The organism is Pseudozobellia sp. WGM2, assembly GCF_017810075.1.
Taxonomy (GTDB): domain Bacteria; phylum Bacteroidota; class Bacteroidia; order Flavobacteriales; family Flavobacteriaceae; genus JADNYK01.
Genome location: NZ_JADNYK010000001.1, coordinates 315,369 through 329,395 on the forward strand (window position 1 = coordinate 315,369; position 14,027 = coordinate 329,395).

At 37.5% G+C, this 14,027-nt stretch carries 16 protein-coding genes; 11 read left to right on the forward strand and 5 right to left on the reverse strand.

Annotated features, from left to right (window positions below):
- Positions 1-94: 94 nt before the first annotated feature.
- Both IV512_RS01275 and IV512_RS01280 read right to left on the reverse strand, forming a co-directional pair.
- Positions 95-700: a DUF4337 family protein gene (locus IV512_RS01275; RefSeq protein WP_209399888.1), complete on the reverse strand. Its 606-nt coding sequence runs from the start codon at positions 698-700 to the stop codon at positions 95-97.
- On the reverse strand, positions 687-1,277 hold the full coding sequence (locus IV512_RS01280) for a non-canonical purine NTP diphosphatase (RefSeq protein WP_209399889.1): 591 nt from the start codon (positions 1,275-1,277) through the stop codon (positions 687-689). Before IV512_RS01280 ends, IV512_RS01275 begins: the two co-directional genes overlap by 14 nt.
- An 85-nt stretch (positions 1,278-1,362) precedes the next feature.
- Between IV512_RS01280 and IV512_RS01285 the strand changes: the two genes are divergently transcribed.
- From IV512_RS01285 to serA, 4 genes are all read left to right on the forward strand, one after another.
- Positions 1,363-1,815 (forward strand): isoprenylcysteine carboxylmethyltransferase family protein, encoded by a 453-nt coding sequence (locus IV512_RS01285; RefSeq protein WP_209399890.1) that lies wholly within the window; start codon positions 1,363-1,365, stop codon positions 1,813-1,815.
- A gap of 113 nt (positions 1,816-1,928) precedes the next feature.
- Entirely contained in the window at positions 1,929-2,537 is a 609-nt protein-coding gene (locus IV512_RS20010) for a sigma factor-like helix-turn-helix DNA-binding protein (RefSeq protein WP_209399892.1), read from the forward strand.
- Positions 2,538-3,236, forward strand: coding sequence for a DUF3307 domain-containing protein (locus IV512_RS01295; protein ID WP_209399894.1), 699 nt, complete (start codon positions 2,538-2,540; stop codon positions 3,234-3,236).
- Between the two features lie 166 nt (positions 3,237-3,402).
- Complete coding sequence (serA, locus tag IV512_RS01300) at positions 3,403-5,295, forward strand: phosphoglycerate dehydrogenase (protein ID WP_209399896.1); 1,893 nt, start codon at positions 3,403-3,405, stop codon at positions 5,293-5,295.
- 72 nt (positions 5,296-5,367) lie between these two features.
- Here serA and IV512_RS01305 read toward each other — a convergent pair whose 3' ends face one another.
- Together IV512_RS01305 and rlmH are read right to left on the reverse strand one after the other, a co-directional pair.
- Positions 5,368-6,402 (reverse strand): bestrophin family protein, encoded by a 1,035-nt coding sequence (locus IV512_RS01305; protein ID WP_209399898.1) that lies wholly within the window; start codon positions 6,400-6,402, stop codon positions 5,368-5,370.
- A 154-nt stretch (positions 6,403-6,556) separates the two neighbouring features.
- Entirely contained in the window at positions 6,557-7,030 is a 474-nt protein-coding gene (gene rlmH, locus IV512_RS01310) for a 23S rRNA (pseudouridine(1915)-N(3))-methyltransferase RlmH (RefSeq protein WP_209399900.1), read from the reverse strand.
- Positions 7,031-7,156: 126 nt separating this feature from the next.
- On the opposite strand from rlmH, the gene nadC reads away from it, so the two are divergent.
- Genes nadC through priA form a run of 4 tightly spaced genes read left to right on the forward strand, consistent with a single transcriptional unit; the run spans position 7,157 to position 11,892 of the window.
- Positions 7,157-8,014: a carboxylating nicotinate-nucleotide diphosphorylase gene (gene nadC, locus IV512_RS01315; protein ID WP_209399902.1), complete on the forward strand. Its 858-nt coding sequence runs from the start codon at positions 7,157-7,159 to the stop codon at positions 8,012-8,014.
- Positions 8,015-8,983, forward strand: a complete 969-nt coding sequence (locus IV512_RS01320) for a YihY/virulence factor BrkB family protein (protein WP_209399904.1) — start codon at positions 8,015-8,017, stop codon at positions 8,981-8,983.
- Positions 8,980-9,420 carry a DUF2147 domain-containing protein gene (locus IV512_RS01325; protein ID WP_209399906.1) on the forward strand — a complete coding sequence of 147 codons (441 nt, stop codon included), beginning with the start codon at positions 8,980-8,982 and terminating at the stop codon, positions 9,418-9,420. Before IV512_RS01320 ends, IV512_RS01325 begins: the two co-directional genes overlap by 4 nt.
- Before the next feature lie 15 nt (positions 9,421-9,435).
- Positions 9,436-11,892 carry a primosomal protein N' gene (gene priA, locus IV512_RS01330; protein WP_209399908.1) on the forward strand — a complete coding sequence of 819 codons (2,457 nt, stop codon included), beginning with the start codon at positions 9,436-9,438 and terminating at the stop codon, positions 11,890-11,892.
- A gap of 87 nt (positions 11,893-11,979) precedes the next feature.
- Here priA and IV512_RS01335 read toward each other — a convergent pair whose 3' ends face one another.
- Positions 11,980-12,672: a LytTR family DNA-binding domain-containing protein gene (locus IV512_RS01335; protein WP_100868858.1), complete on the reverse strand. Its 693-nt coding sequence runs from the start codon at positions 12,670-12,672 to the stop codon at positions 11,980-11,982.
- A 233-nt stretch (positions 12,673-12,905) separates the two neighbouring features.
- On the opposite strand from IV512_RS01335, the gene rpsF reads away from it, so the two are divergent.
- The 3 genes from rpsF to rplI are packed head-to-tail and all read left to right on the forward strand — an operon-like array spanning position 12,906 to position 14,011.
- On the forward strand, positions 12,906-13,244 hold the full coding sequence (gene rpsF / locus IV512_RS01340) for a 30S ribosomal protein S6 (RefSeq protein ID WP_100868857.1): 339 nt from the start codon (positions 12,906-12,908) through the stop codon (positions 13,242-13,244).
- A gap of 5 nt (positions 13,245-13,249) precedes the next feature.
- On the forward strand, positions 13,250-13,546 hold the full coding sequence (rpsR, locus tag IV512_RS01345) for a 30S ribosomal protein S18 (protein ID WP_100868856.1): 297 nt from the start codon (positions 13,250-13,252) through the stop codon (positions 13,544-13,546).
- A gap of 12 nt (positions 13,547-13,558) precedes the next feature.
- On the forward strand, positions 13,559-14,011 hold the full coding sequence (gene rplI / locus IV512_RS01350) for a 50S ribosomal protein L9 (RefSeq protein WP_100868855.1): 453 nt from the start codon (positions 13,559-13,561) through the stop codon (positions 14,009-14,011).
- The last annotated feature ends 16 nt before the right edge of the window (positions 14,012-14,027 follow it).

Below are 14,027 nucleotides of genomic sequence, written 5' to 3' on the forward strand. Positions count from 1 at the left end.
TCAAAGCAACACCTGCCATACCGGCGGCGTTAAAAATAAGCGGCAAAGGTAAGCTTATTTATTTATAAAACGTTACCTTTTGAAATATAGGTGATTATAACGATAGTGCGTAGCCGTATAGCGAGAGTAGTATACCTATCGTACCTGATCCGATCATCAGCCACGTAAAGGTCTGTTGAAGTTTCTGATTTTCTTGTATAATAAGGCAGATAACGCCGAATACTACGCTTATCTGTAGAAAGAGAATGCCTAAATCTATTTTGGCTACAGTTTCGGTTAATTGCTTCGAAGTTTCTCGCCACTCTCTTAGACCTATGATTTTGCCCATTTCACCATCTAAATCTTGTACCCAAGCACTTGGTGGAATATTCGCCGAACCCATGAGAATTTCAGTTTTTTCTGCTTCATACTTGAAAATAAGGGCTTTGGTATCTTCTACTTTCATTCTTAAATCAGATGATTTCTCTTGACTTAATAGCGACGTGCTCAGTAATGCACTTAGGTAGTCACGTTCACTTTCTTTCATAATCTGCTTGATACTTTTCGCATTGTACCAGTCGGAATAACTGACTTCGTTATTGCTTGCATCGATTATTTGTTTCTCAAAAGAGCTGTTGATTACCTTCATTATGGCTAATAAGGCAACGAAGAAAATAATCAGTACGCCTCCTCTTTCTTCTATTTTTCTATTGTTTGGCATGTGGGTCGGTTTGTAAATAAGTTATTAGTTGGTTGATGGCCTTACCTCGGTGGCCGATTTTGTTTTTTAGGTCTACCGATAATTGGGCAAAGGTTGTTGAATATCCTTTAGGTTTAAATATGGGGTCATATCCAAAACCTTGTACTCCTTGTTTTTCTAGGGTTATTTCGCCTTCTACCTTTCCTTTGAAAATTACTTGCTCACCATTTAGATTAAGTACGATTACGGTCTTGAAATGTGCATTTCGTTCTTGTTTTTCCTTTAGTTCAAATAACAACTTGTTCATATTGTCATCTGCCTTTTTTTGAGGTCCGGCGTATCTTGCTGAATACACCCCGGGTTGCCCGTTTAGAGCATCAACAAGTAAGCCTGTATCATCGGCAAAACAAGGTAGATTATATTTTTTCGTGACGTAATCAGCCTTTATTTTGGCATTCTCTTCTAAGGTGTCGCCTGTCTCAGGAATATCATCAAGACATGAGATGTCGTCAAGTGATAATAGGGTTATATGCTCGGGCATTAGTCGTTTTACCTCTGAGAATTTGTTCTTGTTATGGGTAGCGAAGACAAGTTTCATCGTGGGGGCTTATGAGATATACGTTCGTAAGGGCGTTGTCGGATTCAAAATACATTAATTTTGTATAATCTCTGAATATTGTTTTATGAAATTGAAGATACCGCCAGTGGTCATTGTTTTAATTTTTGCTTTGATAATGTTTTTATTGTCAGAGTTTTTACCATTTGGATATTTTGACTTTTTCGGAAGAAATTACTTGATTCTTGCACTTCTGGGTAGTGCATTTCTGTTGAGTGTTTTGGCTTTGATTCATTTCTTCAGAAGCAAGACATCAATAGATCCCAGGAACCCGACGAAAACGACTAAGTTAGTGACTAACGGACTTTTTGCATATTCTCGAAACCCCATGTATCTGGCCATGTTAATGGTTCTTTTGGCTTGGGGTATTTGGTTGGGCAATGCTTTCAATACTTTACTCGCGGCGGCTTTTGTAGCTTATATGAACCGTTTTCAGATTATTCCTGAAGAAGAGGTGTTATTATCGATTTTCGGAAAGGAGTATAAACAATATTGTGTCAAAACTCGTAGATGGTTTTAATGTTATATTAGGTATTTGGCTTATATGTTAAAATATAAGCATTTTGAATTATAATTTTAATTATTAGTTTTTTTGCTTATATTTTTATATATTAGCGCTTTAACTAATAATAGGTGATAGCAATCATAACAGGAGACATTATAGGGTCGGGCAACCACAGCTCAGACGCTTGGCTTAGCGTTCTCAAGCAATATTTTGTAAGATTTGGTGAATCTCCCACCGACTGGGAAATTTATCGAGGAGATGAATTTCAGCTAAAAATACCTCAAGATAAAGCATTGAGCACCGCTATTTATATTAAGGCTTTACTGAAGTCTACGAAGGGCCTCGATGCTCGCATGGGCATAGGTTTGGGTAGTGAAACTTTTGTAGGTGTTGGAGTGAGCGAGTCAAATGGCCCGGCGTACCAGCGTTCTGGCAGAACATTTGAAAGTTTGAAAGAAGACAAATTAAATCTTACTATTGCAACGGGCCATGGCTTTTTCGATGAGACTTTGAATTTAATGCTCAAGTTGGCCCTAGATTTCATGGATGACTGGAGCCCCGTGTCAGCAGAGATCGTAGTACTGGCCCTCGATAACCCCGACGCATCACAAACAGAAATTGCAAAACGCCTTAATATTCAGCAATCGGCGGTTAGTCAACGTCAAAAACGGGCTCGGTTAGATTTAGTGCATCAATTATTGGCATACTACTCTAAAACTTTAAAAGAATTGAAATAGATGATATTGTTTACAAAGTTATTGCTGGCCCATCTTATTGGTGATTTTCTGTTGCAGCCTAACCGATGGGTAATTCATAAAGAAGTACATAAGGCAGGATCTAGATATTTATATTTTCATGTTTTGCTTCATTTTTTGGTAACTCTTTTATTGTTATGGGATTTAAAGTACTGGAAGCTTGCGCTCATAATAATGGTTTCACATTGCTTGATCGATTTGGCCAAATTGCATGTTACACCTTTATTTAAATTAAAAAGTATTCCGTTTTTTATCGATCAGGTCTTACATATTACCATAATATATATATGCGCATTTTATGGTAATTTATGGGGGCATACGGCCCAACTTTTCAATGATTTAGATTGGGCACTTATAACAGCTATTGTTTTTGTTAGTTTCCCATCGGCAATAATTATGGGTAAGTTATTGGAGGCTATGTCAGATAAGATTGAATTAGACCATAAGTCTTTGCCAAATGCAGGCAAATATATTGGTATTATCGAAAGGCTTTTTGTTCTTATGTTTATAATTATGGGGCGTTGGGAAGCAATAGGTCTTCTAATTGGTGCCAAGTCGGTTTTTCGCTTTAACGACCTCAAGGAGAGTAATAACCGTAAATTGACGGAATACATTTTAATAGGTACTTTACTTAGTTTCGGGCTTGCAATTTTAGCGGGTATAATCTATGTTGGTAATTAATTGAAGTGTTCTTCAAACCTCATAAAGTACAGCTTCTTAGATTGCTCTGGTTTTAAATTAAACTTCAAAACCATACCGATTAGTTACAGAAGTAACTTTTAATAACAATCACCCAAAATACACCGAATTAATCTTTATTTTTGTGCCTTAATTTTTCATCGAGAACATGGTAGCAACAAATAGGAAATACGTATTCGATTTTGATAGTACTTTAACTAGGGTAGAGGCATTGGATGTTTTGGCTGAAATGACCTTGAAAGATAAGTCGAATAGAGAAGAAATAGTTAATCAAATACAGGAGATAACCAATTTGGGAATTGATGGTGATATTTCTTTTACAGAGTCTTTGGAGCGTCGTATAAAATTACTGAATGCCCATCAAGATGATTTGGGGCCCTTGGTAGAAGAACTGCGCCATAAAATTTCTAGATCCATAGAAGCAAATAAAGAATTTTTTGAAAAATTTTCAGATGATATTTATGTTATTTCATGTGGATTCAAAGAATTTATTGTACCTATCGTAGAAGAATATAATATTCCATCAGATCGGGTTTACGCCAACACTTTTGCTTTTGATGAGCAAGGAAATATTGTGGGCTTCGATGAAAAAAATGTACTTTCCCAACACAATGGAAAAATAGCATGTCTGCGTGAAATGAATCTTGATGGTGAGGTTCAGGTTATCGGTGATGGCTATAGTGATTATGTAATGAAAGAAGCAGGTATTGCAGACAAATTCTTTGCTTATACCGAAAATGTACACCGTGAAAAAGCAGCGAGCAAAGCAGATTTTATAACCCCTAACCTTGATGAATTTCTTTTTGTGAACGATCTACCTAGAAATATTTCTTATCCGAAGAACAGAATTAAAATTTTACTATTGGAAAACGTGCACCCAGCAGCTTTAGAAAACCTGTCAAGAGATGGTTTTTCTGTAGAGTTGGTAAAGCACAGTTTACCGGAAGAAGAATTAATTGAAAAAATAAAAGGCGTACATGTTTTGGGTATACGCTCTAAGACGCAAGTAACCCGAAGGGTGCTTGATGCTGCTGATAAATTATTGGTCGTTGGTGCATTCTGTATAGGTACGACCCAAATCGATTTGGAGTATGCAAGCAAGAAGGGTGTTGCCGTATTCAATGCGCCTTACAGCAATACCCGTTCGGTGGTCGAATTGGCCATTGGTGAAATTATTATGCTGATGAGAAGCGTATTCGCCCGTAGTAGTGAAATTCATAAAGGGCAATGGCAAAAAACGGCACAAGGGTCTCGAGAAGTTCGTGGTAAAAATTTAGGTATCGTCGGTTATGGTAATATAGGCAAACAATTGTCGATTTTGGCCGAAGCGATAGGTATGCGTGTTTATTATTATGATGTAGAGGATAAACTTTCTTTAGGTAACGCCAAAAAATGCAACAGCCTTGAAGATTTATTGAATGTATCTGATGTGGTAACTCTTCACATTGACGACAACAAGGCGAATAGAAACTTTCTTGGCGCAAGGGAAATCAATCAAATGCGCGATGGCGCTATGTTAATTAATCTTTCTAGAGGATTCGTGGTTGATATCGATGCTTTGGCAAATGCTTTGAAAAGTGGTAAACTTGCCGGTGCAGCTATCGATGTTTACCCTGAAGAACCGAGAAGTAACGGTGAATTTTATACCGCACTGCAGGGCATACCAAACGTGATTTTAACTCCGCATGTGGGTGGTAGTACAGAAGAAGCTCAACGTGATATCGCTGATTTTGTGCCTAATAAAATTATGGAGTATATCAATAGCGGAAATTCCGTAGATGCGGTCAACTTTCCTAACATAAGATTGCCCAAACAGCAAAAAGCGCATCGTTTTTTACATATTCATAAAAACGTACCTGGTATTATGGCTAAAATCAATGAGGTGTTGGCCAAATATGAGTTGAATATTGTTGGGCAATATCTTTCAACGAACAGTGATGTAGGGTACGTGATTACAGATGTCAACAAAGAATACAACAAAGACGTTATCAAAGCCCTTAAAAAGGTAGAGAACACTATTAAATTTAGGGTGTTGTATTAATGGCACTTAATTTATAAAATGGAGAAAGCCCTTTTGAAAGGGCTTTTTTTATTGTGTTTGTCATCAATAAATTTACATAAGTACTCCTTTTTGTGCCTTTACAGGGGGAGGAAGTTCTGTTTCGCCCAACATTTCCCTGAGGTCTATTTCGATAGTTCTGCAAAGGGAGAGCATAGGAATATCATTCGCCATTCGCTGGAAGGGGTTTTCTGAATAATCCCCAATTAATTCCATCATAATATAAACCCAGCCTAACAACACACAGATCGGTACTGCAAGCCAAAAATTGACACTTCCGGAATCTAATACTTCGGGCATCATACTAAAGGGCAACAAAAAAATGAATATTCCCACAAAATAATAGCTCATATTAGCATATTGACGGGGAAAGGGAAATTTCTTGATTCTTTCGTTCTTACCTTGTAATTCGTAGAAAGTGCGTAGAACATCTTGCATTTTGATATGTCTAAAATCATCTATTAAGCCATTTTTGCGCAATTCTCGCAAATCTCTTGATTGTTCATTTATAATTTGTGTGGCTGTATTGGCTTTAGGTGCCAGTCGGTTATATTCTTCTTCAGAAAGAAAATTTCTCAGTTGACGATATTCTAGACTATCATTAATAATACCCACCCCAAATTTCTCTTCAAGTCGTTCGGCATGTTTAGTCGTGAGTCCGCCCTGTGTTACATGTTCCCACGAAGTAGATACCAATAGCTGTTCTCTATGAGTATAAAGCCATCCAATTTGCCTGTAAATCAATCTTTTTTTGATAGTGTGCAGCTCTTCATCACTTCGTTTTTCTGTAGTGTTCAAATTAGTAATGTAGCCATCTACCAGCATGCCCCATGCACGGCTATCATTGACTATTCCGCCCCATATTTTTCTGGCTTCCCACATTCTGTCGTAAGATTGATTGTTTTTAAAACCAACATAAAATGCAACCGCGGTACCAATGACCGATACGGGTAACCAGGGTATTTCGTAAGAAATAATATTAAATCGGTATAGAACTGCAATACCACCCATATAGGCAAAGAGCCAAATAACATGATGAAAAGACAGATTAAATAGCTTCTTGAACGGAATTCCCTTGGTAACAATCATAGTTGTAACTTTTGTTAGTCCGCTAATGTAGAAAAGTTGATTTGGTAATGTAGATTATTGAAAAGCTTTTTTTTAAGATAACTTGTAGAAAATCATCATCTATAACTAAAAGAATTACCGCTAACTCTTAGGGAAAACTGAAAATCAGTTCATGTTACCTGTGATGATAAGGTTCATTTCTTAAAATGGTAAAAGCTCTATAAACTTGTTCGATGATAAAAAGGCGTACCATTTGATGGGAAAAGGTCATTTTTGATAAACTGATCTTACCCTCTGCTTTTTGATATACATTTTCACTAAACCCATAGGGGCCGCCAATCACCAGTACTAACTGTTTGACACCCGCATTCATTTTCTTTTGAAGGTAACTTGAAAAGTTTATTGATGAAAACTGTTTGCCGTTTTCATCTAAAAGTACTAGGATATCGGTTGGTGAAAGCCTTTTTAAAATTAGTTCTCCCTCTTTTTCTTTTTGTTGGGCTTCCGATAGGTTTTTAGAATTTTTGATATCAGCAATTACATCAATTTCAAATTTCACATAATGTTTTAACCGTTTTTCATATTCTGAAATTAGTTGCTGCAACGGTTTGCTATCCGTTTTTCCTATGGCAAGTAGCTTAATGGTCATGCGCAAATATAAAGTGAAATTTGAATTATTTTTATGTGCTTTCAGAGGTCATCATCAAATAACCATTTCCGTAGTAATTTAAAACCCTTAACATTTCTTAATTTAGCCTAAAGCTAAATACCGTTTATGATTTCCGCAGAACAATTTCAAAATGAAATAGATAATATTATTAAAAACGCCATACGCGAAGATGTTGGAGATGGTGACCATAGTTCTTTGGCCTGTATACCTGAAAATGCTCACGGTAAAGCTAAATTGCTGGTTAAAGATGATGGAATAATCGCGGGTATAGATTTTGCGAAGCAAGTGTTTGCTTATGTAGATAAAGACTTGGTCGTTGAGAGTATCTTAGAAGATGGAACCCCTGTTAAATATGGTGATATCGCTTTTTATGTTTCAGGCAGTTCTCAAAGCATACTAAAATCTGAACGCTTGGTACTCAACGCAATGCAACGCATGAGTGCAATCGCTAGTAAAACCGACACTTTTGTGAAATTATTAGAAGGTACTGGCACCAAAATTCTAGACACACGAAAGACAACCCCTGGCATCAGGGCGCTCGAAAAATGGGCTGTTAAAATCGGAGGAGGCGAAAACCATCGTTTTGCATTATATGATATGATAATGCTTAAAGATAACCATATCGATTTTGCTGGCGGATTGAGCAAAGCCATCGAGAAAACCAAAAATTATTTGAAGGAAACGGGCAGAGACTTAAAAATAATAGTCGAGGCGAGAGACCTCGATGAAATTCGTGAGATATTAAAATCGAGAGGAGTTTATAGAATTCTAATTGATAATTTCAATTACGAAGATACCAGAACGGCGGTTGCACTAATCGGTGATCAATGTCTAACGGAATCTTCAGGGGGCATTAATGAGAAAACGATTAGAAAGTATGCCGAATGTGGGGTTGACTATATTTCTTCAGGTGCCTTGACCCATTCGGTATATAATATGGACCTGAGCTTAAAGGCAGTTTAGATGTCCAAAGATATAGAGGAAAAGATTGATAAGATTCCCATACTGAACTGGTTGGCCAAATTTTTGAAAGAGATTAAGCTACCGGCTTTTGAAGGTCTTTCCCTCTATGATTTGATGGAGATGTATATTTTTGGCATTTTCAAAGGAGCCATTTCGACTAGGGCAAGTTCTATTGCCTTCAGTCTATTTTTGGCGCTATTCCCCTTATTGATTTTTTTGATAACCTTGGTACCCTTTATCATACCTTATGTTAGTATAGGTAATGAAAATTTCGATTCACAGTTCCTTATATTCTTAGAGTCGTTTCTACCCTCTGCTACCAGTGATTATTTTGGTGATATCTATCAACAGATTAAAGATCAAAAGCGAGGCGGATTACTTTCTTCGGCATTTTTGTTTTCTATCTTTTTAATGGCCAATGGCGTAAACGCGATTTTTGGAGGGTTTGAGAATTCGTATCATGTTGAACTTACTAGAAATTTCTTCAGGCAATACATGTATGCGCTTATGGTCGGTTTGATATTATCCATATTATTAATTGTAGGTGCTGTGGCCTATGTTTATGTAGAGTTCTATATTTTAGATTATCTCAGTGTTTGGGCCGCAAAGACCAGGGGCTACGACCTTACTGAAAATGATATCGTTGGCGCTCAGTTGGGCAAGGTGATATTCTTCATACTATTATCTTATTTTACCACGGCCATACTTTATTATTTTGGCACAACAGAAGGTAGGCAGGCCAAGTTCTTTTCTATTGGAGCATTGATGACCACCTTATTATTCATGTTGACTTCGTATCTTTTTGGGGTCTATGTTGAGAAATTCGCTAGATATAACGAGTTATACGGTGCTCTGGGCGGTTTATTAATATTAATGGTCTATATCTGGTTAAATTCCAATATATTGCTGTTAGGGTTCGAATTGAACGCCTCTTTGAACTCATTACGCAAAACTTTTAAAAAGGAATGATAAAACCACATAGAATTGTTTTAATGGGCTTGTTTTTCTGCTTCGTGCAGCTGGTACAATCTCAAAGTGTATTTGGAAAATGGAAAACGATAGATGACCGTACCGGCAAACCGAAAGCTATTATTGATATTTATGAAGAAGAAGGGCAGATGTACGGCAAGGTGGTTGAAATTGTAGAAGAGGGTAAGGAAAACTTTATCTGTGAAAAATGTGAGGGTGAGCGCAAAGACAAACCTGTTTTGGGCATGACCATTATTGAAGGGGCCATACATGTGGGTGAAGGGGTTTACAAAGGCGATACTCTTTTTGACCCACAACAGGCCATGACCTTTCGTTGTAAAATATGGCTGAATCCCGAAAATTCAGATGAACTTAAAGTTAGGGGGTATCTTGCATTTATATATCGTACCCAAACTTGGCAACGTGTAGATAGATAGAATGTAACTACATTTATGGAGTATTTTATTGATGTAATCTTACCGATTCCTTTAGAAAAACTTTTTACGTACAAAATTTCCCAAGCTGAAGCGGAATTACTTTCGCCGGGCGTTCGTGTGGGTGTTCCCTTCGGAAAATCGAAAGTCTATACGGCACTGGTTTATAGAATTCATAACAACCCACCTGACGTTTACGAGGCCAAAGAAATTCATAAAATCTTAGATGATGAGCCCATTGTAAACAGGTTTCAGTTAAAACATTGGAAGTGGATCGCAGATTACTATATGTGCTCGATAGGTGAAGTTTTTCGCAGTGCGGTTCCTGGGGCATTTTTATTGGAAAGTGAAACCCTGATTCTCAGAAATACAGAAGTAGAGATTGAAGAATCTCAGTTAGAAGATGATGAATTTTTGGTCTTTGAAGCTTTACACCACCAAAGTTCGTTAAAAGTTCATGAGGTGAGTGCCATAGTTGACCGTAAGAATGTTTTACCTATTTTAAATAGATTGCTGGAAAAGAATGTAATACTATTAAAAGAGGAAATTTATGAGCAATACAAACCCAAGCTTATCAAATATGTAAAGCTCGGTCAATCGTATCTATCCGAAGAAAACTTGGAAGCTTTGCTGAAGACATTGACAAGGGCACCCAAACAAAGCCAAGTGGTGCTATCATTATTTCAGTTACAGGCGGTTCATAAAAAGCCCATAAAGGTTTCAGAATTGGAAGAGGCCAGCGGTGCTTCTAAAGCGGTGATTAAATCTTTGGTCGATAAAGAGATTTTAGAAGAATATTTTTTCAGAACGGATAGAGTGAATTATGAAGGTGAAGAAGAGAACAGTGAATTAAAGGCGTTAAATGAATATCAGCAAAAAGCCTTTGAAGATATTCATGAAAATTTTGGAAAAGAATTGGTTACTCTGCTTCATGGTGTTACCTCTTCGGGCAAAACAGAGGTTTATGTCAAGCTAATTGATGAATGTATTCAAAAAGGTAGGCAAGCATTATATCTCTTACCCGAAATAGCTTTGACAACCCAGTTGATTACGCGCTTGCAGCAGTATTTTGGCGAAAAGGTATCGGTTTATCACTCGAAGTACAATGTTCAGGAAAGAGTAGAGGTTTGGAACAATGTTTTGGCACAGAAATCGAAGGCACAAATTGTAATTGGTGCGCGATCCGCTCTGTTCTTGCCTTTTTCAAATCTAGGACTCGTGATTGTTGATGAAGAACACGAAAGTTCGTTCAAACAATTTGATCCGGCCCCGAGGTATCATGCCCGTGATGCAGCGATTGTTCTGGGTAATTTGCACGGTAGCAATATTTTGTTGGGATCGGCAACCCCAAGTATTGAAAGTTACCTTAACGGCCAAAGGGGCAAGTATGGCTTTGCAGAAATACAAAGACGCTTTGGCAATGTTTTGATGCCTGACATGGAATTGGTCGACCTAAAAGAACAGACACGAAAAAAGCGGATGAAAGGTCATTTTTCAGAACGGCTTTTTCTAGAAATTGAAGAAGCTTTAAATGAAGGTGGTCAGGTCATTCTTTTTCAAAACCGAAGGGGTTATGCACCAATAGTCGAGTGTACCACATGTGGCCATTCACCTCAATGCCCAAATTGTGATGTTAGCCTCACTTTTCATCAATACAAGAAGCAACTTCGGTGTCATTACTGTGGGTACCATATGGCACTTCCTGAAATATGTCAGGCTTGCGGTAGTCATACTCTAGATACCAAAGGCTTTGGTACCGAACAAGTTGAAAAAGAGCTCGAAACACTATTTCCCGAAGCAAAAACTTGGCGAATGGATTTAGATACCACCCGGGGCAAGCATGGTTACGAGAAAATAATAACGGCTTTCGAGCAGCAAGAGATAGATATTCTCGTCGGTACGCAAATGCTCACCAAAGGTCTTGATTTTAGAAATGTAAGTTTGGTGGGCATAATGAATGCAGACTCTTTATTGAACTTTCCTGATTACAGGGCCCATGAAAGATGCTTTCAGTTATTGACACAAGTAGCGGGTAGGGCAGGGCGCACCCAAAAAAGAGGAAAGGTCATTATTCAGAGCTATAACCCATATCATCAAATTTTAAAACAGGTTTCGACGAACGATTTTGAGGGTATGTTTAAAGAACAGTTATATGAGCGTGAGCAATACAAGTATCCGCCTAAGAATAGAATTATAAAAATTACTTTTAAGCATAAGGAGTATAATCGTTTAAATGAGGCTGCCGAATGGTTCGCTAAAGCCTTGAGGAATAGTTTAGGAGGTAATGTTCTCGGTCCGGAGTATCCGCCTGTGGCACGAATTCGAAATCAGTTCTTGAAAAATCTATTGGTGAAGATTCCGAATGGCACTTCGGTGAGTGGTGTGAAATCCGGCATAAGAAGAACGGAAAGATCTTTTAATGCTGTTGCCCAGTTTAGAAGCGTAAGGGTTATTTATAATGTAGATCATATTTAATCAGGTTTAGAGTTCAAAGGTTAAAATAATTCAAAAAAAAAGGTCCTGATTTTAATCGGGACCTTATAATAATTTGAAAGTAGAAGTTTAGACGTTGCTCAGCGCTTCGGCCAATTCGGTCTTTTTGTTCCTACTTAAAGGAATAGACCTGCCACTAACTTCAACATTCTTGCTGTTGAATTTCTCTATTTTCTCTAGATTCACGATATACGATTTGTGAATACGTAGAAATTTATCTTCTGGTAATTGCTTTTCAAAAGATTTCATAGTAGATAAGATAACTATGTTGGCTTCATCGGTTACCAATTTGATATAATCACCGAGAGCCTCTATCCATTTGATATCGTTCAAGATTACCTTTCGCTTTTTAAGGTTACTCTTTACGAAAATATGCTCTTCGTCTTCTTGTACCTTGTGTAATTGCTCAAATTTAGAAACGGCTCTTTTCACAGAGGCGTCAAAGCGCGCCATGGTAATCGGCTTGTGCAAGTAATCTGTTACATCATAATCGAAAGCCTTTAAGGCGTAGTCGGGTTTACCTGTAATCAAGATGACTTGAGGTCTGTTTTCAAGTGATTCGAGTAGGTCGAAACCACTGATAATAGGCATTTCTACATCAAGAAAAATGAGATCGATTTCATTGTTCTTAATTCCATTTTTAGCCTCGATCGCGTTGCTGTATTCCGCCACCATAGCTAAATTTGGGTGACTATTGACCAGCTTTGCAACTGCCATTCGTTGCATTGACGAGTCGTCGACGATAATACTTCTTAATTTCATAAACGGGTCGATTTGTGGGGTTAAATCATCGACAAAATACTAAAAAATGACGTTAAACAGCAACTAAATGTGTAAAGATCGTCATGTTTTGTGTGTATCTTGTAATGAACATTGGTTAAGATTTGGTTAAGTTCGATTTTTTCTGGGTTACCAATCTATAACGAAGAAATTTCCGTTTTCTTGTAAAGTGTCATAAATATTCTTACTTTTGCGCTCCTAAAAAATATACATTTATGAACCATTACGAAACTGTTTTCATTTTGAATCCCGTGCTTTCTGATGATCAGATAGCGGAAACAGTTAAGAAATTTGAAGATTTCTTAATTAACAATGGCGCCAAAATGGTCTCCAAAGAAAACTGGGGGCTTAAAAAATTGGCCTATGCCATACAGCACAAAAAAAGTGGTTTTTACCACTTGTTCGAGTTTACCGCAACTGGTGAAGTTGTTGCTCCTTACGAGCAAGAGTTCAAAAGAGACGAGCGCATTATGCGGTTTTTGACCGTAAAATTAGACAAGCACGCTATCGAGTGGGCAGAAAAAAGAAGAACTAGGTTAAAAGCTAAAGCGTAAGTATTATGGCAACATTACAACAGCAAGCAAAAGGTAAAAAGGATGGGGAAATCCGTTATTTGACCCCATTGAACATTGAAACTAATACTAAAAAGAAGTATTGTCGTTTCAAGAAGTCAGGTATCAAGTATATCGATTATAAAGATCCAGATTTCTTGATGAAATTGGTTAACGAACAAGGTAAATTGTTACCAAGAAGACTTACCGGAACTTCTTTGAAGTACCAACGCAAAGTAGCTCAAGCGGTAAAAAGAGCACGTCACTTGGCTTTAATGCCATATGTAGGCGATCTACTAAAATAAATTTAAAGCGAGATGGAACTTATATTAAGACAAGACGTAGAGCATTTGGGCTTTAAAGATGATGTTGTGACCGTGAAAAACGGTTATGGTAGAAATTTCCTTATTCCAAGAGGTATGGCAACAATGGCTACACCTTCTGCGAAAAAGGTTCTTGAAGAGAACTTAAGACAAAGAGCTCATAAAGAGAAGAAAGTAGTTGATGCAGCTAATAAAACAGCTGAAGGTTTGGCTAAGCTAGATGTTAAGATACCAGCTAAAGTTGGTGCCGGCGATAAGCTTTTCGGATCTGTGACAGCTTCTGATTTAGTTGATGTATTGGCTAAAGAAGGTCATGAAATCGACAAGAAATTCATTAGCATTAAAGGTGGTGCCATTAAAAGGGCAGGGCCATATACTGCTGACATTCGTTTACATCGTGAAGTGAATGTGCAATTTGATTTTGAAGTTGTCGCCGAGCAGAAATAATCGGTTGATAATCAAT